General features: G+C 66.9%; 19 protein-coding genes. 10 read left to right on the top strand and 9 right to left on the bottom strand.

Annotated features, from left to right (window positions below):
- Positions 1–75: 75 nt before the first annotated feature.
- Positions 76–1,101 carry an EamA family transporter RarD gene (rarD, locus tag GD628_RS02855; protein WP_152273769.1) on the top strand — a complete coding sequence of 342 codons (1,026 nt, stop codon included), beginning with the start codon at positions 76–78 and terminating at the stop codon, positions 1,099–1,101.
- Between the two features lie 62 nt (positions 1,102–1,163).
- On the opposite strand, the gene GD628_RS02860 is transcribed toward rarD, so the two are convergent.
- From GD628_RS02860 to GD628_RS02870, 3 genes are read right to left on the bottom strand one after another with little or no spacing between them, the layout of a single operon-like run.
- The gene (locus GD628_RS02860) at positions 1,164–2,717 is read right to left on the bottom strand and encodes an APC family permease (RefSeq protein WP_091602331.1); all 1,554 of its coding nucleotides are present in this window, start codon (positions 2,715–2,717) and stop codon (positions 1,164–1,166) included.
- Positions 2,714–3,595 carry a universal stress protein gene (locus tag GD628_RS02865; protein WP_152273770.1) on the bottom strand — a complete coding sequence of 294 codons (882 nt, stop codon included), beginning with the start codon at positions 3,593–3,595 and terminating at the stop codon, positions 2,714–2,716. Before GD628_RS02865 ends, GD628_RS02860 begins: the two co-directional genes overlap by 4 nt.
- Before the next feature lie 6 nt (positions 3,596–3,601).
- Positions 3,602–4,966, bottom strand: coding sequence for a flavin monoamine oxidase family protein (locus GD628_RS02870; RefSeq protein ID WP_091602326.1), 1,365 nt, complete (start codon positions 4,964–4,966; stop codon positions 3,602–3,604).
- 180 nt (positions 4,967–5,146) lie between these two features.
- Here GD628_RS02870 and GD628_RS02875 point away from each other — a divergent pair, with 180 nt between their 5' ends.
- Positions 5,147–5,806 (top strand): TetR/AcrR family transcriptional regulator, encoded by a 660-nt coding sequence (locus GD628_RS02875; RefSeq protein WP_152273771.1) that lies wholly within the window; start codon positions 5,147–5,149, stop codon positions 5,804–5,806.
- Between the two features lie 78 nt (positions 5,807–5,884).
- On the opposite strand, the gene gabT is transcribed toward GD628_RS02875, so the two are convergent.
- The gene (gabT, locus tag GD628_RS02880) at positions 5,885–7,240 is read right to left on the bottom strand and encodes a 4-aminobutyrate--2-oxoglutarate transaminase (RefSeq protein WP_152273772.1); all 1,356 of its coding nucleotides are present in this window, start codon (positions 7,238–7,240) and stop codon (positions 5,885–5,887) included.
- A gap of 170 nt (positions 7,241–7,410) precedes the next feature.
- On the opposite strand from gabT, the gene GD628_RS02885 reads away from it, so the two are divergent.
- From GD628_RS02885 to GD628_RS02895, 3 genes are all read left to right on the top strand, one after another.
- Positions 7,411–8,838: a PucR family transcriptional regulator gene (locus tag GD628_RS02885; protein WP_193313184.1), complete on the top strand. Its 1,428-nt coding sequence runs from the start codon at positions 7,411–7,413 to the stop codon at positions 8,836–8,838.
- 91 nt (positions 8,839–8,929) lie between these two features.
- Positions 8,930–9,562 (top strand): putative glycolipid-binding domain-containing protein, encoded by a 633-nt coding sequence (locus GD628_RS02890; protein ID WP_091602312.1) that lies wholly within the window; start codon positions 8,930–8,932, stop codon positions 9,560–9,562.
- Between the two features lie 93 nt (positions 9,563–9,655).
- Positions 9,656–10,078, top strand: coding sequence for a hypothetical protein (locus GD628_RS02895; RefSeq protein ID WP_152273774.1), 423 nt, complete (start codon positions 9,656–9,658; stop codon positions 10,076–10,078).
- Between the two features lie 79 nt (positions 10,079–10,157).
- On the opposite strand, the gene GD628_RS02900 is transcribed toward GD628_RS02895, so the two are convergent.
- The 3 genes from GD628_RS02900 to GD628_RS02910 form a co-directional block, all read right to left on the bottom strand.
- Positions 10,158–11,168: a polyprenyl synthetase family protein gene (locus GD628_RS02900; protein ID WP_091603700.1), complete on the bottom strand. Its 1,011-nt coding sequence runs from the start codon at positions 11,166–11,168 to the stop codon at positions 10,158–10,160.
- Between the two features lie 87 nt (positions 11,169–11,255).
- Positions 11,256–12,593 (bottom strand): geranylgeranyl reductase family protein, encoded by a 1,338-nt coding sequence (locus GD628_RS02905; RefSeq protein WP_091602302.1) that lies wholly within the window; start codon positions 12,591–12,593, stop codon positions 11,256–11,258.
- The gene (locus tag GD628_RS02910) at positions 12,590–13,300 is read right to left on the bottom strand and encodes a demethylmenaquinone methyltransferase (RefSeq protein WP_152273775.1); all 711 of its coding nucleotides are present in this window, start codon (positions 13,298–13,300) and stop codon (positions 12,590–12,592) included. The genes GD628_RS02905 and GD628_RS02910 overlap by 4 nt, the downstream gene beginning before the upstream one ends.
- 140 nt (positions 13,301–13,440) lie before the next feature.
- On the opposite strand from GD628_RS02910, the gene GD628_RS02915 reads away from it, so the two are divergent.
- The 5 genes from GD628_RS02915 to GD628_RS02935 all read left to right on the top strand — a co-directional run bounded on the left by GD628_RS02915 (position 13,441) and on the right by GD628_RS02935 (position 18,245).
- Positions 13,441–14,763: an isochorismate synthase gene (locus GD628_RS02915; RefSeq protein WP_152274212.1), complete on the top strand. Its 1,323-nt coding sequence runs from the start codon at positions 13,441–13,443 to the stop codon at positions 14,761–14,763.
- 100 nt (positions 14,764–14,863) lie between these two features.
- Positions 14,864–15,649: a basic amino acid ABC transporter substrate-binding protein gene (locus tag GD628_RS02920; protein WP_152273776.1), complete on the top strand. Its 786-nt coding sequence runs from the start codon at positions 14,864–14,866 to the stop codon at positions 15,647–15,649.
- 186 nt (positions 15,650–15,835) lie between these two features.
- On the top strand, positions 15,836–16,618 hold the full coding sequence (locus GD628_RS02925; RefSeq protein WP_091602293.1) for a basic amino acid ABC transporter substrate-binding protein: 783 nt from the start codon (positions 15,836–15,838) through the stop codon (positions 16,616–16,618).
- Positions 16,619–16,691: 73 nt separating this feature from the next.
- A complete protein-coding gene (locus GD628_RS02930; protein WP_091602290.1) occupies positions 16,692–17,477 on the top strand; it encodes an amino acid ABC transporter permease in 786 nt (261 codons plus the stop codon).
- Positions 17,478–17,483: 6 nt separating this feature from the next.
- Positions 17,484–18,245 (top strand): amino acid ABC transporter ATP-binding protein, encoded by a 762-nt coding sequence (locus tag GD628_RS02935; RefSeq protein ID WP_091602287.1) that lies wholly within the window; start codon positions 17,484–17,486, stop codon positions 18,243–18,245.
- 92 nt (positions 18,246–18,337) lie between these two features.
- Here GD628_RS02935 and menD read toward each other — a convergent pair whose 3' ends face one another.
- A complete protein-coding gene (gene menD / locus GD628_RS02940) occupies positions 18,338–20,038 on the bottom strand; it encodes a 2-succinyl-5-enolpyruvyl-6-hydroxy-3-cyclohexene-1-carboxylic-acid synthase (protein ID WP_091602284.1) in 1,701 nt (566 codons plus the stop codon).
- 97 nt (positions 20,039–20,135) lie between these two features.
- Entirely contained in the window at positions 20,136–21,137 is a 1,002-nt protein-coding gene (locus GD628_RS02945; protein ID WP_152273777.1) for an o-succinylbenzoate synthase, read from the bottom strand.
- Between the last annotated feature and the right edge of the window lie 31 nt (positions 21,138–21,168).

Here is a 21,168-nt window from a genome sequence, read left to right on the forward strand (position 1 = left end):
CTCCTTCCGCAGCGTCTAAACGGAGGCGCTCCAACGGCCGGGAATACGCCCACGGCGTAGCGGGTTGCACCGCACATGGCCAACGAGAATTCCCCCAGCGCGCCGCTGTCCGGAGCAGCGCCGCGGACCGCCGCCCCTGTTTCCTCCGGGACCACCTCCGGCACCCCTTCCGCGCCAGCCGCACCGGAGGAGAAGGCGAGCACCTCCGGACTGCTTTTTGGCATCGGCGCCTACGGCATCTGGGGCGTCCTCCCGCTCTACTTCCTGCTGCTCGAGCCCGCCGGACCGGTTGAAATCGTCGCTGCCCGCGTGGTGTTCTCCCTTGTCTTCTGTGCGGTCCTGCTGACGGTCATGCGCTCGTGGCGGAAGGCGCTGACCGCCATGAAGGACCGCCGGGCGCTTATTACCCTGACCGCGGCAGCTCTGCTCATTGCGGTGAACTGGCTGGTATTCGCCTGGGCTGTCCTGAACGGGCATGCCGTCGAAGCGGCGCTGGGCTACTTCATCAACCCGCTGATATCCGTCCTCCTGGGGGTCCTGGTCCTCAAGGAGCGCCTGCGTCCGCTGCAGTGGGCGGCGATGGCGGTGGGATTCATCGCCGTGCTGGTGCTCGCCTTCGGGTACGGGACGGTTCCCTGGGTCGCGCTGGCTTTGGCCTTTAGCTTCGGCCTGTACGGGCTGGTAAAAAAGAACGTCGGCGGGAGGGTTGATGCTGTCTCCAGCCTCACCATCGAAACCGCCGTGCTCACCCCCATCGCCGCCGTCGTACTGGGAGTCCTGGCGGTGACCGGCTCCGGAACCCTGCTGGCCGAGGGGCCCGCACACTTCTGGCTGCTGGCCGCCTCCGGCATTGCCACCGCCGTTCCGCTGGTGTTCTTCGGCGCCGCGGCACGGCGCCTGCCCCTGAGCACCGTGGGCCTGCTGCAGTACCTGGCTCCGATCCTGCAGTTCACGCTCGCACTGCTGGTCTTCAACGAGGCGATGCCGGCCGAACGCTGGGCCGGCTTCGGGCTGGTCTGGCTGGCCCTGGTGCTGCTGAGCATCGACATGCTGGGTTCGCCGCGGCGGGCACGAATCCGGCGCGCCGCTGCCGCCGTCTAGCGCTTGACCGGCGTGCCCCTGGTCCTCGCGGAGAGAACCAGGGGCACTTCGTTTTTTGGCGGCTAGACCTCGGAGCGCTCGGCTTCCGCTGCCGAACGCGAGTCTCCGGTCCGCAGCGTCTCGCCGCGGAAGAAGCCCGGATGAATCCGGTACATCACAAGCATCAGCACCGCGCCCAGGATGATCACGCCCATGCCCAGCACGAACACCAGTCCTACGCCGCCCACCGAGGAGCCGGACCCGTAGTTGGGGTCCATCGAATCGAAGGCCGTCTTGATGAACATGACGAACAGGATGATGCCGCCAATCGCGGGTGCCAGGAACTTCAGCAGGAAGGACCGCGCACTCTCGAACGCATCACGCCGGAAGTACCAGACGCAGGCCAGCGCGGTAATGCCGTAATAGAAGCAGATCATCAGGCCCAGCGCCGTGATGGTATCCCACAGCGCGTTTTCTGAGAGCAGGCGCGTGACCACGTAGAACGCCGACGCCGCAACGGCGGCAGCCACGGTGGCGTAGCCCGGGGACTTGTAGGCAGGGCTGATCCGGCCAAAGCGCCTGGGCAGGGCACGGTAGTGGCCCATCGCCAGCAGGGTCCGCGCCGGGGAGACGAACGTGGACTGCAGCGAGGCGGCGGAGCTGGACAGGATGGACAGGGACATCAGGATCGCGAACGGTCCCATCACCGGGGTGGCCAGGACCGCGAAGATACTCTCCTGGTTCTCCGGGTTGCCGGCACCCAGCTCGCCGTCGCCCACACCAGCGTAGGAGATCACAGCCAGCGCGATCATCATGTAGATGAGCACAATGACAAACACCGTAGCCGTGGCCGCACGGCCCGGAGTCTTGTCCGGGTCCTTGGTTTCCTCGTTCATGGTGAGGGTGACGTCCCAGCCCCAGTAGACGAAGATCGACAGTGAAACCCCGGCGGCGAAAGCGGAGAAGGATTCGACCGCGAACGGGTTGAACCAGTCCCAGCTGATCTGCGTCGCATCGAAGGCGGTGCCTCCGGCCACGTGCGAGAAGGCAGCGATTGAGAACCAGGCCAGGACGATCAGCTGGAAGGCCACCAGCACGTACTGGACGGTCTTGGTGGTCTCCACCCCCCGGTAGGAGATCCAGCAGGCAATGGCCACGAAGACCAGTGTGGTGGCGATGTTCAGCGGCAGGTTCAGGGTCAGGTCCGCCAGCGAATCGTTACCGGTGACCTGCGCGAGCATGAGGTAGAAGAAGTCCACCGCCACGGCCGCAAGGTTTGAGAGCACGATGATCGTCGCGGCAATCAGCCCCCAGCCGCCCATCCAGCCCACCCAGGGACCGAACGCACGGGTGGCCCAGGTGAAGGACGTACCCGAATCCGGCATGGCGTTGTTCAGTTCCCGGTAGCCGAGGGCCACCAGGATCATGGGGATGAAGCCGACCAGGAAGATGGCCGGAAGCTGCACGCCCACCTCCGAAACGGTGGGGCCCAGCCCGGACGTCAGGGTGTACGCCGGGGCGATGCAGGAAATGCCAATGACGACGGCGCCAATCAGCCCAACCTGTCCGCCCTTCAGCCCCTTGCTGCTCAGTCCAGTGCCCCCGGCAGTGTTTTTGGTGCTGGTGCGGTTGCTCACTGCGGTTCTCCTGACGTCTGGCGCTGCGGGGCGGGCGTGTAGTTCCGGGGAACCACGACCATGGGAACCGGCAAGCTCCTCAGGACCTTGGAGGCGGTGGCACCGAGGAAGAGCTGGTTGGTCCGGGCAAGCCGGCTGGAGCCGATGATGAGGATCTCGCCGTCGTCGAAGTCCAGCTCGTCCACGGCGTTTTCGATGGTCCTGCCCTGGGCCACCACGCCTGCCACCTCACACCTGCCGCCGGTCAGGGACAGCGCGCGCTGCACCCTGTCGTCAATGTGGAGCTGTGCTTCCTCCACGGCGGCGTCGCCGGGGGCGTCCAGCGCGAGCAGGGAGAGCAGGCGGAGGGGAACGCCGCGGCGGGCTGCCGAGGCGCAGGCAACTTCCAGGACGTCCTCGGCGCCGCGCCGCTCCCCTACTGCGCAGGTGATGCGGGTGAGCGGATCCATCCGGCTGTAGCCGCGCGGTGCGAGGGCAACCGGCACGCTTGCCGCATGGAGCAGGGCGTTCGCAGCGCTGCCGACCGTGAAGCGCTTGAAGAGGCCGTTGCTTCCGGCGCCCACCACGATCAGGCCCGCAGCGAATTCCTCTGCGGCTTCGATGAGGCCGCGCGCGTCCGAGTCGGCGGTGCGGATGTGTCCCCTGGCCTCGATGTCCGCCGGCACCAGGGCCAGCGCTTCATCCAGCCAGTCCCGAAGCTGGCGTGCCAGCAGGGTGGAGTACGTCCGTTCCGGCGGATACACCGCGGTGAAGGGCGACTCCTCCGGGTCCACGATCACCAGGTCCAGGGAAGCCCCCTGGGTCCGGGCAATGGTGCAGGCCAGGAACAATGCGTCCCTGCCGCGTTCAGTGGCCGTGTAACCGACTACGTAGCGCATCGGTTCTTAGCCCTTGTACAGCGCAGCGATGCGCTCGGCGGTCTTGGCACCCATACGGACCGCGCCGTCGACGTGCTGGTAGCCCTCGGCGGCGAGGTCGGAGCAGGACCAGTGGATGGGGCCGACGGGTGCCAGCTGGTCCGGGCCGTAGCGGTGCAGGCCGCCGAGGTCGTAGCTGGCGGCGTACGCGCCGCGGGTCCATTCCTCGGATCCCCAGTCGGATTCGTAGTAGACCTCGGGGTTCAGGGCCTCCTCGCCGAGGTAGCCGGCGATGGATTCGAGGATCGCCTGGCGGCGTTCGCCGGCGCTGAGTTCGAACATCGCGTCGGCCTTCTCGTCCGACACGAAGCCCACCAGGGTGCCGCGGCTGTCCTTGTGGTTGGTGTTGTCGTAGACCTCCTGGACCAGCTCATGGGCACCGAAGCAGGTTCCGGAGAGCCCGGCCTCGCGCCAGAACGGCTTGGAGTACACAGCGTGGACCTTGATGACCAGTCCCAGGGAGACGTGCTGGTGCATCTGGTGCTGGCGGCGCGGCAGCGGAGGATCGAAGGAGACCCGGGAGTACAGGTTCGGCGGAACGGCCATGATGGCGTAGCGCGCGTGGACGGTGACGCCGTCGGCCTCTGCCGTGACGGACGGACCCTCCTCGCTCCAGCGGAGCGTCCGGACCGGTGCGCCCAGGATGACGTCCTCACCCAGCTCAGCGGCCATCCGTTCGGAGACCTGCTGCATGCCGCCGGCCACCCGGCGGTCCAGGATGAAGTTTTCATCCACCAGGTTGGAGAACGAACCCGCGGAGGACGCCATCAGCAGCGCCTGCAGGGTGGAGAAGGAATGCGCGGGCTTGGTGAGCATGCCACCGGCGACGAACAGTCCAATGTTGTTGCAGGCTTCCTCGTCGGAGGACTGCTCGCGCAGCCAGGCGGAGAAGGAGATGGTGTCCAGCGCCCGAGCGTCCGGATGCGTCCACGGTGCCGCCGGATCGGTCTTGGCCGTCAGTTCGTCCAGGAGGGTGATCAGGCGTTCCATTTCCTGCGCGGTGGATTCGGCAACCGGGAACATGTCACCGGAATAGCGGACCGCACGGTGGTCCGAGCCGATATACACGGACTCCCCCTCGCGGTAGCGCGGGAAGGTTTCCAAGCCCAGTTCCTCGACGAGCTCGCTAAGGGCTTCCTGGTCCGGGGAAATCCATTGTCCGCCGATCTCCAGGAATGCGCCGTCGATCGTGTCCGACCAGGTGCGCCCGCCCACGCGGTCCCGCGCCTCCAGCACTGCCACGCTCAGGCCGGCAGCCTTCAGTTTCCTCGCCGCGGTCAGGCCGGACGGGCCTGCACCAATAATGACGACGTTCCGTTCCAGGGTTCGCACTGTGTTTCCTCTCTCCAGCGGCCGACCTCCGGCCGCTCAAACCGAACGCTGTCTTCGACTCACATAAATGAACAGCGTTCATTTGTACGGACACTCTAGCGGACCCCCGGCCCTGCGGGGAGAGTCTGTGCGAATATTAATTTTGGGCACCCGGGTGCCCCAGACCCCTGAAGGAGCGTGATGGCGGGAGTACGCACACGGCGCAGTGCCGGCCGTCCGTCACAGCGTGTCCTGACACAGGAAAACATCACAGCAGCCGCCCTTGAGGTGATCACGTCCCGCGGCTACGAAGGCTTCACCATGTCTTCCCTGGCGGCGAGGCTGCAGGTGGCGCCGTCGGCCCTCTACAACCACGCGTCCTCGAAGGCCGAAGTACTGCGATGGATCCAGGACCACCTGATGGCCGGGGTGGACACGGCCTGTTTCGCGGAGCTTGACTGGCCTGACGCGGTGCGGACCTGGGCCCGCTCCTACCGGGAGGTCTTTGCCCGGCACACTCCGCTGATCGCCGTGATTGCCGTCCTGCAGGTCTCCGGCGCGCCGCGCACGCTGGCCATGTACGAAGCCGTCACCGAGGGTTTCCTGCGCGCGGGCTGGAACCAGGCGAGGATCATTCCGGCGATCGTGGCCCTGGAGTCCTTTATCTTTGGCTCGGCCTTCGACGCCGTTGCCCCGACAGACATCTTCGATACCGGGTCCCTGGCCTCGGAAAGCCCGCTCTTCACTGCGGCCGTTGCCGCAGCGCCCGGGCGGGAAAGCGGCAAGGCTGCCGAGCAGGCTTTTGAAACCGGGCTGGATGCCCTGATCCACGGCTTCGCGGGCACTCCCTCCGGTAACTGAGCCCCGCAGGGTCCGGAAACCGCAAACGGGCGGCATCCGGAGTTACCGGATACCGCCCGTTAGGTACTGCGGGGCCTGCTAAGCCTGGGCGCGGATGGCTGCTTCCAGCACGTCCAGGCCGTCGGAGAGCAGGTCTTCGCTGATTACCAGCGGCGGAAGCAGGCGGATGACATTGCCGTACGTTCCGCAGGTGAGGATGATGACGCCCTCGGCCAGGCAGGCAGCCGCGATGTCCTTGGCGGCTGCGGCGTCGGGCGTCTTGGTGCCCGGCTTGACCAGTTCGAGTGCGAGCATGGCTCCGCGGCCGCGGACCTCACCGATGACACCGGTCTCTTCGGCAACCTTGCGCAGGCGCGGAACGGTGATTTCCTCGATGCGGCGGGCACGGCCGGCCAGATCCTGGCCTTCCATCGTCTCGATGGCGGCCAGCGCGGAGGCACAGGCAACCGGGTTGCCGCCGTAGGTGCCGCCCAGGCCGCCCGGGTGGACGGCGTCGAGCAGTTCTGCGCGGCCGGTAACGGCGGAAAGCGGCATTCCGCCGGCAATGCCCTTGGCCATGGTCATGATGTCCGGGACAACACCCTCATGCTCGACGGCGAACCACTCGCCGGTGCGGCAGAAGCCGGACTGGACCTCGTCCGCGATGAAGACAATGCCGTTGGCCTTGGCCCACTCGGCCAGCCGCGGCAGGAAGCCCTCAGCCGGGACAATGAAGCCGCCTTCGCCCTGGATGGGCTCGATCAGGAGGGCAGCCAGCTGGTCCGCGCCGATCTGCTTTTCGATGGCGAGGATGGCGCGGTCGGCAGCTTCGGTGCCGGTGATCTCCGGGTTCTCTTCCCGGTAGGGGTAGCTCATGGGCATGCGGTAGATCTCGGAAGCGAAGGGGCCGAATCCGGTCTTGTACGGCATGGCCTTGGCCGTCAGGCCCATGGTCAGGTTGGTGCGGCCGTGGTACGCGTGGTCGAAGGCCACAACGGCCTGGCGGCCGGTTGCGGAGCGGGCAATTTTGATGGCGTTCTCGACTGCTTCGGCACCGGAGTTGAAGAGCACGGTGCGCTTCTCGTGGCTCCCGGGGGTCACCTCGGCGAGCTTCTCGGCCACGGCGACGTAGCCCTCGTACGGGGTGACCATGAAGCAGGTGTGGGTGAAGTGCGCAACCTGCTCCTGGGCAGCTGCCACGACGGCGGGGTCCGACGCTCCGACGCTGGTCACGGCAATGCCGGAACCGAGGTCGATGAAGGAGTTGCCGTCCACGTCGACGATGATGCCGCCGTCGGCATCCTGGACGTAGACGGGGACGCTGGACGCAACGCCCTTGGCAACCACAGCGGCGCGGCGCTCATTCAGGGCGGCGGACTTCGGGCCCGGGAAGGAACCGGTGATGTTCCGCTTCTGTTCCAGCCGGAAGGCCGGGGCGGTAGCTGAGGTGCTCATGGGTGTTGCCTCTTTCGACAGGGGAATCGGATATGCGAAAAGTGATGGATGCACTGCGCCGCAGTGATCCAAATTTACGCGCCGAGGACGCGATAAGGCACGGACACCCGCACAATGACATGTTGCGTCTGCGGTGCAAGCGCCCAAAAGACTGCCCCTATAGTTGTTGCGTGCCTATCTCGCTCACCGATCTGCTGTCCGCCAAAGACCTGGACCTCGCCATCCGCGGCAGCGCTGCCGTCACCCCGGTACCGGTCCAGTGGGTTGCGGTCACCGAACTCGAAGACCCTTCCCCCTTCCTCAGCGGAGGGGAGGTGGTGCTCACCACCGGAATGCGCCAGCGGACCGGAGCCGTGCAGCGCCGGTTCGTGGAGAGCGTGCACCGTGCCGGTGCCCTGGCGATCGGCTTTGGAACCGGCCTGAGCCTGGAACGGGTGCCCGGCCCCCTGCTCGAAGAAGCAAACCGGCTGGGCCTGCCGGTGTTCGAGGTCCCCTACCGTACCCCGTTCATCGCGGTGGGCAAGCTCGTGGCCGATGCCCTTTCCGCGGACCATGTTGAACAGCTCCAGGAGCTGCTCTCCGGGCACCAGGTCCTCGCCAAGGCGCTGCTTTCGGGCCGCGGGCTGACCGGCCTGCTGAAGGACCTGGCCGGAATCCTGGGAACCGACGTAGCCCTGCAGCAGTACGGCGCCGAGGTCTTCTCCACCAGCCTCCGGGCAACCGGCCCGGGCACGCAGACCGCCTGGCACCGGTTGCCGATCGCCACGGGCATGAGGGACCGCTGCACGCTTTCCGTCGCCAAGCCCTTCGGCCATCCGGACCTGCTTGCCTACGCGCAGAGCCTGATCAGCGTGGAGCTGAACAACCAGGCCCGGCGGAGGGTCAGCGAACGGGCAGTCAACGGCCAGCTGCTCGATGACATTGTGGCGGGCAAACTCACGGGCCAGGATGCCGTCCACCGCCTCCGGGCCGCCGGGGTCAGCACGGAACGGCGGCAGCTGACGCTCCTGGTGGAAGCCGGGACCGCGCAGGCCAAGCTGCTCGCCTCCCTGCCCCTGCCCCCGGCGCTGCAGGACGCCGTGAGCGCCACCTGCGAGGAGCGGCTGGCCGTCTGGGTTCCCGACGGCGATCCGGCCGTCCTCGCAGCGGAGCTCGGCGACTACCTGCAGGAAGCCGGGATCCCGGCCAAGGTGGGCGTGGGAGGCGCATACGCCGAACCCGCCGGCCTGCGCTGGGGATATTACGAGGCCAAGGAAGGCCTGCTGCGCGGGGCCGCCGTCAACGAACCGGACCGGCTGAGCCTGGCGTCGCTCCTGATGGCCAGCCGTGACGTTCCGCTGGCCGACCTGGCGGCGGAGGCGCTGGATCCGCTGCTGGCCTTCGACGCGGCCCACGACGCCGAGCTGGTCCCGACGCTTGAAAAGTACCTGGCCGTCAACGGTTCCGTGGCGAAGGTGGCCCAGGCACTGGGCCTGCACCGGAATACCGTCCGCTACCGGCTCACGCAGATTGCGGACCTCTCCGGGTATGACCCGGCCGTGACTGCCGACCGCGTGCATCTGTACCTCGCACTGAGTGTGCGGCGCCTCACCGCCTAGGCAGCCCGCCCCTGTCCCGGGCCGCGGAAGCGCGGCTTCGGCCGGGCGGCGCGGTTTTGTGCCGGTTTAGGCCGGACTTTACGCTGTAGGGATGGACTTGCCAGCTAAGCCCGCCAGGACCCTTCACTGGGCGGGCATTGACGACCCCGGACGCCGGGATTCCGCGGTCGTATCCTTTCGCGAAAGCGAGCTGGCCGCCAGCGGCACATCCACCTGCGACGACTACTGTGTCACCTGGTCCCTGTCCACCTCCCCCGGCTGGGTCACCCGCAGGCTCGAGGTCAAGGTGACCGGGCAAGGCTGGTCCCGTTCACTGGAACTCGTCCGGTCCATCGACGGGCGCTGGGATTCCCACGCAAGCACCAGCGGAAGCGTGGACCTGCCCGCCCCCGGCATTGAGGATCCAAGGTCCCTGGACAATGCCCAGGACTGCGACCTTGGCCTCTGCCCGCTCACGAACACCATGCCAATCCTGCGGCTGGACCTGCTCAACAACTCAGCCCCGCCGGATGAGACCAGGCTGACCATGGCGTGGGTGGAGGTACCCAGCCTCCGGGTCCTTGCCAGCGAGCAGGTGTACTCCCAGGTGTCCCCCTACCGGGACGAACGCGGCAGCGCGATTGTCCTCTACTCCTCCGATTCCGGCGGGTTCACCGCCGAAATTACCGTGGATTCCGACGGCGTGGTGCTGGACTACCCCGGCCTGGCCCGCCGCACTGCCTGAGAGGCCGGGGCCTGGACCCCTGCACGTCAGGGACCGTCCCCGCCCGCGGCTAGGATAGAAGTTCGTCCGTCTGCAACGTTGGAGCCCCCCGCAATGAGTGAAATGTTCCTCGATAAATTCCGTGCCCTGGTCCCGAAGTACCTCGAGGACAATTGGCGTCCCGAAGACGGGCTGAGCGCCGATGAACTCGACGAGATGCTCGATGAGCATGACTTCTCCATCCCGCTCGTCCTGCGTGAGTTCTACCTGGCGCTGGGCGGCTGCGAGGACCTCATGGAGGCGTACCACTTCTTCTGGGATCCGGACGAGCTCGAACTCGAAGACGGGTTCCTGCTGTTCCTGGAGGATGAGGACGAGAAGTTCGCCTGGGGCTTCCGTGCCGGCCAGCTGGACGTTCCGGACCCCATCGTCTGGCGGCGGAACAACGCGCGCGGCGAATGGCAGAGCGAAGAAGGAACGTTCAGCGAATACGTCTTTGACATGTTCGAGTGGGTCTTCGAAGACGACGAGGACTAAGGCCCGAACGCAGAACGGCTGCCCGGTGGAAACCGGGCAGCCGTTCTGCTTTTAAGGGTTTTGAGGCTGGTTCAGCCGATTAGGCTTCGCGCTCCACGACTGCTTCAGCGAAGGCCGCGAGCGAGGACTTGATGACCGAGTCCGGCATCGGTGCCAGCGCCGCGACCGCGTCGGCGGCCCACTGGCGGGCCACCTCCCAGGCTTCGGCGGTGGCGCGGTTGCCGCGGACGGCCGCGACGGCGGCGGCCAGCGCCTCGTCGGAGGTCAGGTCAGAATCCACGAGCTCCAGCACAGCAGCTGCTTCAGCGTCCCCGGCGGCAGCGTTGCGGCGCAGCAGCAGCACCGGCAGCGTGGGCACGCCTTCCCGCAGGTCCGTTCCAGGAGTCTTGCCGGACTTGTCCTGCAGGCCCGCAACGTCAATGACGTCGTCGGCGAGCTGGAAGGCCACGCCCACCTTCTCGCCGTAGTCCACCATGATTTTCACGGTCTGCGGATCTGCTCCGCCAAACAGCGCGCCCAGCTGGCCCGAGGCCGCAATCAGCGATCCGGTCTTCCCCGCAATGACGGAGAGGTAGTGGGCCAGGGGATCTTCGCCGTCGGCCGGCCCCATGGTCTCCTGCAGCTGGCCCATGACCAGGCGCTCGAAGGTGCGGGCCTGGATGCCGAGGGCTTCGGCGCCCAGGAGCGAGACCAGTGAGGATGCCCGGGCAAAGATCAGGTCGCCGGTCAGGACGGCAACGGAGTTCCCCCAGACTTCGTGTGCGGTCGGTGCACCGCGGCGCACGGGCGCGGAATCCATCACGTCGTCGTGATAGAGGGTGGCAAGATGCGTCAGCTCAACAACGACGGCGGCCATTCGCACCTGGTCATTGCCCGGGTTCGGGCCCAGGTGGGAAGCAAGCAGGACCAGCAGCGGGCGCACGCGCTTCCCGCCCGCCTCCATCAGGTGCCGGGAGGTTGCGTCCGCGAAGGGGTCCGAATTGGCGATCGCCTCGCGCAGTTCCTCTTCGACCTTTTCCAGGCCGGCCACAATGGCTGGGCCCAGGACGGGATCTTCCGCGAGCGGGGTGAACCCGGGAGGCAGCGCCATCTCGGCGTCCCCGAGGGCATCCGGGCTGGCATTGGTGGATTCAGTCACTGTTCAAGGCTAACTTCTCGTGGGGACGGGTTGGCAGGGTCAAACTCTGGCATTGCGGCCCGCGCCCTGAACGGGCTGCGGCGCGCCGTCCTGGTTGGAGGCGGCCGGAACCAGCATTTCCATCAACGCAATCACTCTATCCTCGATCCGCCGCGGCGAGTCGTCCGTGAGGTTGGCCAGCATCCGGACCACGAATCGCATCAGGACGGGGATTGGCATGCCGGTGCGCAGCGCCAGCTTCATCACGGCGGGTTTGCCGATGAGGCCGGCGAAGACGCGGCCCAGGGTGAAGTGGCTGCCCCACTCGGACCGGACGCGTCCGGCGTAACCCTCCAGCGCGGCGTCGTACGCCGCCTCCGGTGCCAGGATTCCGGGGGTCCTGCGGGCCTGTTCGGCGGAGACGATGTAATCGGCCGCGAAGCGCGCGGACTCCATGGCGTAGGAAATGCCCTCACCGTTGAACGGGCTGACCATGCCGCCCGCATCGCCAAGCAGCAGCAGCCCGGGCGAATAGTGCGGGGTGCGGTTGAAACCCATCGGCAGGGCTGCGCCGCGGATCTCCCCCACCTGGTTTTCCGGGGTGAACCCCCATTCAGCGGGCATGCCGGCAGTCCAGTCGCGCAGGACCTGGCGGTAGTCGAGGCGGCCGAATTCCTTGGAGGAGTTCAGGATGCCCAGGCCGACGTTGGAGGTCCCGTCACCGACGCCGAAGACCCAGCCGTACCCCGGCAGCGGGTTGCCCGCGGCGTCGGGCAGTTCCAGCCAGCCTTCCATCCAGTCATCGTTGGTGCGCGGGGACGTGAAGTAGGTGCGCACGGCAACGCCCAGCGGACGGTCATCGCGCTTTTCGAGCCCCAGGCTCAGCGCCGTGCGGGTGGAGTTGCCGTCTGCGGCCAGCACGACGTCGGCGGTGAATTCCCGCACCTCGCCCGTTTTCCGGCCGTTTTCGTCAAGGACATTCGCGACGACGCCGCGTACCCGCCCGTCGTCGTTCCGGAGTGCCTCGGTGACGCTGTGGCGTTCAAGGATGCGGGCACCGGCAGCGCGGGCATGCTCCGCCAGTTCCTCGTCGAAGCCCAGGCGCGTGCGGACCAGGCCGTAGGAAGGGAAGTCATCCAGGTCCGGCCATGGCAGTTCGATGGTGCGGCCGGCGGCAATCAGGCGGAGGCCTTTGTTGCGCCGCCAGCCGTCTGCCTCATGGTGCGGCAGGCCAAGGAGCTGAATTTCACGGACGGCACGCGGGGTGAGTCCGTCGCCGCACACCTTTTCGCGCGGGAACGCCGTCTTCTCCAGGACCGTCACGTCGATCCCGGCCGAAGCCAGGTAATAGGCGGCGGTGGAGCCGGCCGGGCCGGCGCCGACGATGAGGACGCTCACGCTCCGGCTGCCTCCGCAGGCTTCACAGCGCGGTGAATGGCAACGATGCCGCCCGAAAGGTTGCGGTATGCGACGCTCTCCCAGCCCTCTGCGGCGATCCAGGCCGCCAGTTCATCCTGGTTCGGCCAGGCGCGGATCGACTCTGCGAGGTAGACGTAGGCATCCGGGTTGGAGGCCACCTTGCGTGCGATCGGAGGCAGCGCGCGCATGAGGTATTCCGTGTACATGGTCCGCCACAGCGGAACCACCGGCGAGGAGAACTCGGCAATGACCAGCTTGCCGCCGGGCTTGGTGACGCGCAGCATCTCTGCCAGCGCCTTCTTTGGCTCGTTGACGTTGCGCAGGCCGAAGGAAATGGTGGTGGCGTCGAAGGAGTTGTCCTCGAACGGCAGGTTGGTGGCGTCTCCGGCGACGAAGTCGATGTCCGGGCGGCGGCGCTTGCCTACCTTGAGCATGCCCAGGGAGAAATCGCAGGCAACAACCGAAACGCCTGCGTCGGCATAGGGCTCGCTGGAGGTACCGGTGCCGGCTGCGAGGTCCAGCACGCGGGATCCCGGACGGGCTCCGACGGCGTCGACCACCAGGCGCCGCCAGCGGCGGGTCTGGCCCATGGACAGAACATCGTTGACGATGTCGTACTTGGGGGCCACCTCGTCAAACATGGCAGCGACTTCATCGGGGCGTTTTTCCAAAGTTGCACGCTTCACCCGCTCATTGTCTCAAACAAAGCGCAGGCCGCCGAACCGGCGTGTACCGGTTGGTCATGGGCCACATACCCGTGTGTTCCTCAACGCTGCCTGCGCTTCGGGATATGGGGGTATCAGGGAGGCGGAGTAGGGTTGGAGGCATTATGACCACCCTGCGTTCCCTCACCATTGCCCTGGGCGTGCCGTCGGCCGCCATCGGGCTGCTTGAATACCTGGTCCGCAATGACCAGCTGTGCTGGATCCGCCACGGCGAAGGCCTGGTGGGATTCGGAGAAGTCCTGCGCCACACCTCCACGGGCCCGGACCGTTTCGACTCCGCCCGAAACTGGTGGAACGCCGTGCGCGCCGATGCGCAGGTGGACGACGAGGTGCAGGTTCCGGGAACCGGACTCGCAGCTTTCGGCTCCTTCGCATTCTCGAAGCGGTCCCCCTTCCTGTCCCGCGTCGTCGTGCCGGAAATCATCGTCGGTTCCCGCAACGGCACCGCCTGGGTTACGCAGACCACCCTGGACCCGGATGCAGTCCTGGACCGCGAGTCCGTGGCTACGGCCCTGGCGGGGTACCTCGAAGAGATTTCCGCTGACTCGCTGTCCCTCGGCAGCGACACCATCCTTCCCGGGATGCTCTCCGAATCCGAGTGGAAGAACGCCGTGGCACGGTCCGTGGCGCACATTGCCGCCGGTGAGCTGAGCAAGATCGTGCTGGCCCGGGACATCGTTGCGAGCCTCTCCGCTCCCATTGCGACGGCGCAGGTCCTGCGGGAACTGGCGCTGCGGTACCAGAGCTGCTGGACCTACTCCGTGGACGGGCTCATCGGCTCCACCCCGGAAATGCTGATCAAGGTGGAGGACGGCAAGGCCCGTGCCCGTGTCCTGGCCGGAACCCTGGACCGTGCCACTGCCCCGCTGGATGATCCGGACTATGCCAAGCGCGTCCTGGCCGGTTCGGAAAAGCAGCAGCACGAACACGCAATTGCCATCGATTCAGTAACCCGCCAGCTTGAACCCTTCACCTCCTCCATGACCTCGCACAGCGAACCGTTCGTCCTGGAGCTGCCCAACGTATGGCACCTCGCCTCGGACGTCACGGCCGAGCTTCGGAGCGAAGACGGCGCGGTGCCCAGCTCGCTGGACCTCGTCGAAGCCCTCCACCCGACCGCCGCCGTCTGCGGCTATCCCACCAGCGTGGCCGGGGAACTCATCAGTGAACTTGAACACATGGACCGGGGCCCCTATGCCGGTCCAGTCGGCTGGTTCGACGGCTCCGGCAACGGTGAATGGGGCATTGCGCTGCGCGGCGCCGTCATCGAAGACCCCCAGGCTGTCCGCCTGTTCGCGGGCTGCGGGATCGTTTCCGGTTCCAACCCCGCGGCGGAGCTGGAGGAAACCTGGTCCAAGTTCCGTCCCATGCTCGAAGCCCTCGGACTGGACCGTGCCCGGGTGCTCTCCGGCCAGCCTTCCTGAGCGGCGCGTACAATTTATTCCCGTAAGAGCGGCTTTCTGCCGCTTTTTTCCAGCCCCCACCGGAGCCGCACGCTCCGTTCCGACCTAAGGTTCTAAACCAATGCACCACAAAGCACGCAACGCCGTCGCCGCTGTTCTGGCCGTCGGTGCCCTCAGCCTCGCAGCCTGCGGCTCTGGGTCCGGTTCAGCTGATGAGTCCGGACTGGGACTGGTCAATGACGGCACGCTGACTGTCTGCTCCAACCTGCCGTTCCAGCCCTTCGAGTATGTGGATGACAACGGCGAGTACGCCGGGTTCGATATGGACCTTTCGCGCGAAATCGCCTCCGGCATGGGCCTGGAGTGGGAACTGCAGAACGTGGGCTTCGACGGACTCCAGAGCGGCACCGTCCTGGCCGCCGGCCAGTGCGACATGATCGCCGCAGCGGTAACCATCACCCCGGAGCGCGAGGAAAAGCTCGCCTTCTCGGACCCGTACTACGACTCCCTGCAGTCACTGCTGGTTCCCGAGGGCTCCTCCGTGAAATCCCTGGAGGACCTGGCCGGCAAGAAGGTTGGCGTGCAGCAGGGCACCACCGGCGAGTCCTATGCCCGGGACAATGCCGGCGACGCCGAGATCATCTCCTACCAGTCCGACGCCGAACTGTTCCCGGCACTGCAGGCCGGCAACATCGACGCCGTCCTCCAGGACCTGCCCGTCAACCTGGACCACACGGACGGCGGTGCCTTCACCATCTCCGCCACGTACGAAACGGATGAAGTGTACGGCTTCGCCATGAAGAAGACCGGAAGCGAAGACCTGGTTGCTGCTGTCAACGCAGAGCTGGCAGAGCTGCGCAGCAACGGCAAGTACCAGGAAATCTACGACAAGTACTTCACCGAATAACCCATCTGCTGCTGCACGACGGCGCCGGCCTGGTTCACAGGCCAGCGCCGTCTGCCGTAAAGGGCACGCCCCGCGCTGTGAGCTGCGGCACCCGAAACCTGATGGATGCGTACAATCGAGACTGCTTACCAACAATGTTCGGGACCGCCGGCGGTCCTGCCCGGCACCAAGAGAAGGTACCAATCCATGCCGTACAAAGCACGATCCTCCGTCCTGGCCGCTGCGGCACTGTCCGTCCTTGCCCTTTCCGCCTGCGGCGGCGGCAGTGACAGCGCGTCCGATTCCGGAATGAACCTGGTTTCCGAAGGGAAGCTCACCGTCTGCTCAGACATTCCCTACCCGCCCTTCGAATACGAAGAAAACGGCGAGTACGTGGGCTTCGACATGGACCTCGTCAAGGAAATCGCCTCCGGCATGGGCCTGGAAGCCTCCATCCAGGACGTCGGTTTCGACGGCCTGCAGGGCGGCACCGTCCTGGCCGCCGGACAGTGCGACCTGGGCGCCAGCGCCATGACCATTACCGAGGAACGCCAGAAGAACCTGACGTTCTCCGACCCGTACTACGATTCGCTGCAGTCCATCCTGGTGCCCGAGGGCTCGGACATCACCGGCATCGAAGACCTCGCAGGCAAGAAGGTTGGAGTCCAGCAGGGCACCACCGGCGAGGCCTACGCCCGGGACAACGCCGCCGACGCCGAGATCATCTCCTACCCTTCGGACGCCGAGCTCTTCCCGGCCCTGCAGGCAGGGAATGTCGACGCCGTGCTCCAGGACCTCCCCGTGAACCTGGGCCACACCCAGGAGGGCGCCTTCACCATCGCCGCGAAGTTCGAGACGGACGAATCCTACGGTTTCGCCATGGCGAAGAACGCGAGCGAAGAACTCGTATCCGGCGTCAACGAACAGCTGGCCGCCCTGCGTGACAACGGCAAGTACCAGGAAATCTACGACAAGTACTTCACCGAATAACACTGACTGACCCACGGCCGTCCCTGGCACATCCCGCCAGGGACGGCCCTAAACTTCCGCGGAAGGCCTTTACTTGAAACCGTCCACCCGCAGACGCCTCACCCGGGGCATCCTGTACGCCGTCTTCGTCCTGGCAGTTGTTGCCGTCGTCCTGCTCGCCGACTGGCAGGCCATCGGCGTGAACTTCTTCGACCCGGAGGTGGCCCGCGCGGCCTTCCCGACCATCATCACGGTCGCCGTCAAGAACACCGTCGTCTACACGATCATCGCGTTCATCGGCGGCCTGATCCTGGGCCTGATCCTGGCCCTGATGAAGCTCTCACCGGTGGGTCCCTACCGGTGGGCAGCCACCGTGTACATCGAAATCTTCCGCGGCCTGCCCGCCCTGCTGGTGATCTTCGCAATGGCCTTCGCCGTCCCGATCGCCTTCTCCTGGCGTCCTCCGGGAGGCAACGCGGGAGCGGGCCTGATCGCCCTGATCATGGTGTCCGGCGCCTACATCGCCGAAACCATCCGTGCAGGCATCCAGGCCGTACCCGCCGGACAGACCGAAGCTGCCCGCTCGCTGGGCATGGGCCCGGCCTGGACCATGGTCTCCGTGACCCTGCCCCAGGCGTTCCGCATCATCACCCCGCCGCTGACCAATGAGCTGGTCATCCTGATCAAGGACACCTCGCTGCTGTTCATTGCCGGCATGGCAATGCAGGACCGGGAGCTGACCACCTTCGCGCGGGACTCCGTCTCGCAGAACGCCAACTCCACTCCCCTGGTGCTGGCCGCGATCATGTACCTGATCATCACCCTGCCGCTGACACAGCTGGTCGCCAAGCTCGAACGCCACAACCAGAGAGGCCGGTAATCCAGCGTGAGCACACCTGTACCTACCCCGTCCGCAGGCACTCCCGCCATTGAAGTCCGGAACCTGCACAAGTCCTTCGGCGACAACGAGGTGCTCAAGGGCATCGACTTCCACGTCAACCAGGGCGAAGTCGTCTGCGTGATCGGCCCGTCCGGTTCAGGCAAGTCCACCCTGCTGCGCTGCGTGAACCGGCTCGAGGAACCCACCACGGGAACCATCCGCGTCGAGGGCACGGACATCACGGATCCGGAGACGGACCTGGACGCCGTCCGCACCCGGATTGGCATGGTTTTCCAGCAGTTCAACCTCTTCCCGCACCTGAACGTGCTGCAGAACCTGACCCTGGCCCAGCGCCGCGCCAAGAAGCGCGGCAAGGCCGAGGCCGAGGCGACGGCCATGAAGAACCTGGCGAAGGTTGGACTGGCGGACCGCGCCAAGGCATTCCCGTCCCAGCTCTCCGGCGGACAGCAGCAGCGCGTGGCTATTGCCCGCGCCCTGTCCATGGACCCGGACATGATGCTCTTTGACGAGCCCACCTCGGCCCTGGACCCGGAACTGGTCGGTGATGTCCTGGAGGTCATGCGCCAGCTGGCCCAGGAAGGCATGACCATGATGGTGGTGACCCATGAGATGGGATTCGCCCGCGAGGTTGGCGACCGCGTGGTGTTTATGGACGGCGGCATCGTCGTCGAACAGGGAGCACCGGAGGCCGTGCTGGGCAACCCGCAGCACGAACGGACCCGCTCCTTCCTTTCCAAGGTCCTCTAGTATTCAGCCCTAACGGCTGTGGCCTGCATCGTTTCCGGTGCAGGCCACAGCCGTTTTTGCCGCCCGCAGCCACGGGTGCGGCACCGGTGGCGTCAGACGGCGCTGCGCACTGCTGCCTGCACCCGGCGGTGCAGGTCACGCAGGCCTGTTCGGCCTGCCTGGACCTCGATCACGGACCGGCCGTGCACCGGTTCCTGCAGTGCTGCTTCCAGTTCCCCGGCAGTGCCTACCCGCAGGTGCCGCACGCCGTAGCCGGCCGCCAGAGCGCCCAGATCCGCCTGGTGCGGGGTGCCGAAGAAACGCTCGACGACGCCACGGTACTCCTCGCGTTCGCCGAGTTCGCCGTGCTCCAGCGTGGTGAAGATACCGCCGCCGGAGTCATTCAGCACCACCAGCTGCAGGTCCGGCTCTGCCTCGCCGTTCCCCAGAAGCAGGCCGCCGGCGTCATGCAGGAAGGTGAGGTCGCCGAGCAGCAGGCGGGTGGGAATTCCGTTGGCCAGCGCGATGCCCGAGGCAGTGGAGATGGTTCCGTCGATACCGGCCAGCCCGCGGTTGGCGTATACATCAAGCGGGTGCCACCTGCCTGCCGCGACCAGGTCCACGTCGCGGATGGTGTTGGAGGATCCAAGCACCAGGTTGGCATCGGAGTTATCCCACACCAGGCCCGCAACGCGGAGTCCGCTGAGCTGTTCCTCCGCTGCCAGCAGCTCCTGGATGGCGGCAGCCGCTGCGTGTGAGGCCCGCTGCCATTCTTCGAGCCAGCCCGGCGCTCCCCGTCCGGCGAAGGCCAGAAGGGAGGCGAGGTCCGAAACGATGGTCTCCGGCCGTTTGCCGGGCGTAAACCAGTTCACCGGCCGCGGCACGTAGAGCGCCTTTTTCACGTCCGGCCGGGCCAGCAGGGCGGAGACCGGACGGGAGAGCGTGGGCCTTCCGAAGACGACCACCCGTTCTATCTCCGCACCGAGGTCCTGCAGAAGCAGCCGGTAGGCGGTTATTGAGTTGGGGCCGAACCGGGCGTTCGAGGACGGCTCCGCCAGCAGCGGCAGGCCGGCACGGCGGGCAAAGATGGCTGCCGTCTCCCCGGCGCCGTCCCCGGCGATGACCACCGTGCGGTGCGTTCCGCCCAGTTCCGCGAGCGCTCCGGGTGCCTCCTCGAATCCGGCCGGCTGCAGCTCCTCGAAGCCAGCCTGCGGTGTGCCGCCGAGCGCGTCCGCTTCCGTGGGAACCAGCGGATCCCGGAACTGCAGGTTGATGTGGACCGGGCCGGTGGGCGCGGCTCCGGCGAGTCTCGCAAAGGCCGCGGCAATGGGTCCGGCCGGGTCCATGCCGGCTTCAACGTCCGCGGCAGCGGCCGGGAATCGACCGAAGATCCCGTCCTGCACCGTGGTCTGGTTCGCGCCGGTCCCGTGCAGTTCCGCAGGACGGTCCGCGGAAAGCACCACGAGCGGAACTCCGGCATGGTGGGCTTCCATGACAGCCGGAACCAGCTCGCCAACGGCGGTTCCCGACGTCGTTACCACTGCAGCCGGGCGCGCGCCTCCCCGGGCGAGCCCGAGGGCGGTGAAACCCGCAACCCGTTCGTCTATGCGCACGTGCCCGTGGACCTGTCCCTGCGCCTGGGCTTCGGCCAGCGCATAGGCGAGGGGTGCGCTGCGGGACCCGGGCGCGAGGACCACATCCCGCACGCCGGACCGGGCGAGGGCAGCGATGGCCGAGCGCGCCGCCTGCAGGGAACTGAGGGCGCTGCCTTCGGCGTCGGACGGCTGGCTGGAGGATAGGGAGGATCCGGTCACCCCTCCATACTGTCACTTCAACCTGCCCGGCCCGCCCGTTCCGACGCTTTAGCGGCGGGATCCGGCGCACATCGGCGGTCCGCGGTCCGGATCGCTGTCAGGGAGTCCGGGACGCCAGCTGAGCGTGCACGCGCGCGAGCCGGTCCAGCCACCACTGCTGCCGCTCCGGAGCGGCAGCGTAACGTTCCAGGAGTTCCTCCGAGACCGGCACCCCCCGCACCGCCAGCGCACCGCCGTGGGGCAGGAGGGGTTCACCCGTGACGTCCCCCTCCATCAGGGACAGCGTCCCAAGCCCGCAGGCATAGGGCAGGTCCGGCAGGCTGGCGGCCAGCGCCACCCCGGCCCGGATACCCACGGACGTGTCGAGTGCGGAACTGACGACGGCGGGAAGCCCGGCAGCTGCCACCACGCTGAGGGCACGGCGCACGCCCCCGAGCGGCGCGGCCTTCACGATGATCACGTCCGCTGCGTCCTCCCGCGCCACCAGCAGGGGATCAGTTTCCCTGCGGACACTTTCGTCCGCCGCGATCAGCACCGGAATGCCGCGGCGCTGCAGTTCCAGGCGCACGGCGCGGAGACCGGGGATGCCGGCAACGGGCTGCTCGGCGTACTCGAGCCCCGCTTCGGCCAGTGCTTCCAGGGCGTCGACGGCGGTGGCTTCGTCCCAGCCGCCGTTGGCATCAACCCGGATTCCGGCATGCGGCAGCAGCCTGCGCACCTCGGCCACGCGGGCCAGGTCCTCGGCGACGCTCTGCCCGCGTTCTGCCACCTTGACCTTCACCGCGGGGACCTCACCGAAACGGGACAGGACCTTTTCGACGTGCTCCACGCCCACGGCCGGAACAGTGCCGTTGACGGGTACCGAAGTGCGCACCGGTTCCGGGTAGCCCTCCCAGGCAGCCTCGATGCCCGCTGCCAGCCAGGAGGCTGCCTCCGGGTCCCCGTATTCGGGGAAAGGCGAAAACTCGCCCCAACCGGCCGGGCCGCGGAAAACCAGCGCTTCGCGGTGCAGGATGCCGCGGAATTTCACCCGCATGGGCAGGGTGACCACGCGGGCGTTTGCCTGCAGGTCGGACAGGGACGGGCGTGTGTTCTCCACCCGGCCAGCCTACCGCGCGGGCTCACAGGAA

The organism is Arthrobacter koreensis, assembly GCF_009193255.1.
Classification (GTDB): domain Bacteria; phylum Actinomycetota; class Actinomycetes; order Actinomycetales; family Micrococcaceae; genus Arthrobacter_B; species Arthrobacter_B koreensis.

What these genes read in the sequence shown, in the direction of transcription:
- GD628_RS02925 (WP_091602293.1), top strand. Translation starts at nt 15,836, where the DNA reads ATGCCGTACAAAGCACGATCCTCCGTCCTGGCCGCTGCGGCACTGTCC.
- GD628_RS02900 (WP_091603700.1), bottom strand. Translation starts at nt 11,168, where the DNA reads ATGGCGCTGCCTCCCGGGTTCACCCCGCTCGCGGAAGATCCCGTCCTG.
- GD628_RS02890 (WP_091602312.1), top strand. Translation starts at nt 8,930, where the DNA reads ATGGACTTGCCAGCTAAGCCCGCCAGGACCCTTCACTGGGCGGGCATT.
- GD628_RS02920 (WP_152273776.1), top strand. Translation starts at nt 14,864, where the DNA reads ATGCACCACAAAGCACGCAACGCCGTCGCCGCTGTTCTGGCCGTCGGT.
- gabT (WP_152273772.1), bottom strand. Translation starts at nt 7,240, where the DNA reads ATGAGCACCTCAGCTACCGCCCCGGCCTTCCGGCTGGAACAGAAGCGG.
- GD628_RS02895 (WP_152273774.1), top strand. Translation starts at nt 9,656, where the DNA reads ATGAGTGAAATGTTCCTCGATAAATTCCGTGCCCTGGTCCCGAAGTAC.
- GD628_RS02875 (WP_152273771.1), top strand. Translation starts at nt 5,147, where the DNA reads ATGGCGGGAGTACGCACACGGCGCAGTGCCGGCCGTCCGTCACAGCGT.
- GD628_RS02865 (WP_152273770.1), bottom strand. Translation starts at nt 3,595, where the DNA reads ATGCGCTACGTAGTCGGTTACACGGCCACTGAACGCGGCAGGGACGCA.
- rarD (WP_152273769.1), top strand. Translation starts at nt 76, where the DNA reads ATGGCCAACGAGAATTCCCCCAGCGCGCCGCTGTCCGGAGCAGCGCCG.